At 49.8% G+C, this 1,354-nt stretch carries 1 protein-coding gene; it reads right to left on the bottom strand.

Annotation, left to right across the window (positions count from 1 at the left end; all coding sequences use genetic code 11):
* Positions 1–913: 913 nt before the first annotated feature.
* On the bottom strand, positions 914–1,270 hold the full coding sequence (locus IAE30_RS29815) for a hypothetical protein (RefSeq protein ID WP_200681631.1): 357 nt from the start codon (positions 1,268–1,270) through the stop codon (positions 914–916).
* Between the last annotated feature and the right edge of the window lie 84 nt (positions 1,271–1,354).

The raw sequence follows: 1,354 nt of genomic DNA, 5'->3' as shown, positions 1-1,354 counted from the left end.
TCTGACTTCAGTGCGCCTGAAAGGCCGCTGCTTAAACGGCGGTCGGGCAGGGAGATGGTTTTACCGGGCTGCATGACTATAAGGAAGCGCCTGTACGGCCATTGTGACGGAGAACACAGCCAAAACGATTGGTGGTTCAGCTTGAATGTTCTGTCTACCTAGAGGCTTTAAATTTACGGTCAGCTCTGAGAGCAATCCGTTTTATTTGAGCGAACCTAACGCGAGTTGGCCAGAATGTATTTATTGAGTTCTGCCCCCTGGCCTTTACGAAACTCAAAGGTATACGTACATCCGCGCGCTGACAAAACGTGGTAAAGTTCATAAATCAGATCGCGGTTTGGTCCTTCACCTGCAGCGGCTTTCTCAAGTGCGAGTCGAGCCGATGTGACAAGCACAACGTGTGAAGGCTCATCTAACTGCAACACACCATCGATCACCCTGCATCAGGAAACGTTTGGACGTGGTATCGTGATAGTGGAACAACACCGACCTTTTTCCGCCTTGCCATTCTGTCAGCACCCGGGTAGAACCTTCACGACTCTGCGTATTGCAACTTCCTGTTGAATAGATATGAACTGTTTTCATGTCAGAGGCTTATTCTGTTCGGTAATCTCTCAGATAGTTCAGCATACGCATCTGAATGCAACGATCCCGGGCCATAGCTGTAATACGGTTGACGAGATCGTCGAACTTCATCTAAAATCATCGTTAAGGGAAAAGCCTAACAGCTCTTGCCTTAACGGATGCAGCAGACTGAATGTTTTCATTCAGACATCCCGCAACCAGCAAATCTTTTGAGAATTTCTGGTCGAGGCCATGCCCGGTAATGGCGTTCTGAATACCAGCATGATGTTTTTGTCATACTGGCGAAGCCCACCTTAAGGTGGGCTTTGTTATTTCTGCAGCCCGGAATTTAGCGGCGTCGCCTTTGTCCCTGACCAGGAGGGACCGGCAGAGGTTTGTTAGCCCGCAAGGCATAGGCGATACTGAAGAAGTTAGCCGGTGCGCCGCCGGGGCGTTCTGTTACAGGGTAGGCGCTGGTGATATGCAGACGCAGCTTTTTCTTTTCACGAAACGCCTTGAACACCACGTAGTAGTAAAGCTTCTCTCCATTTCCCAGATCCATCTCCAGAACAGCATAGCTGCCGTAACCGGCATGAATGACCCGAGACTTGTCCAGAGATTCCACCATACGGCGTAAATGCGTTCTGGCCAGCTCATATCGCTGTTCACAGAAAGGTCGCCTACCTTTATCTCCGGCGATATACATGAGTGCTGCGATCTCATCAGGATCCTGGTGATCTGATCCTACCCACGTAATGTGGACACAACCCTAAGCGAGATTCTGGTTTTC

The sequence above is a fragment of the Pantoea sp. S61 genome (assembly GCF_016625145.1).
Classification (GTDB): Bacteria; Pseudomonadota; Gammaproteobacteria; order Enterobacterales; family Enterobacteriaceae; genus Pantoea; species Pantoea rwandensis_B.
The sequence above is the reverse complement of the archived record's forward strand: the minus strand, read 5'-3'. Positions and strand labels throughout refer to the sequence as shown.

What these genes read in the sequence shown, in the direction of transcription:
- IAE30_RS29815 (WP_200681631.1), bottom strand. Translation starts at nt 1,270, where the DNA reads ATGTATATCGCCGGAGATAAAGGTAGGCGACCTTTCTGTGAACAGCGA.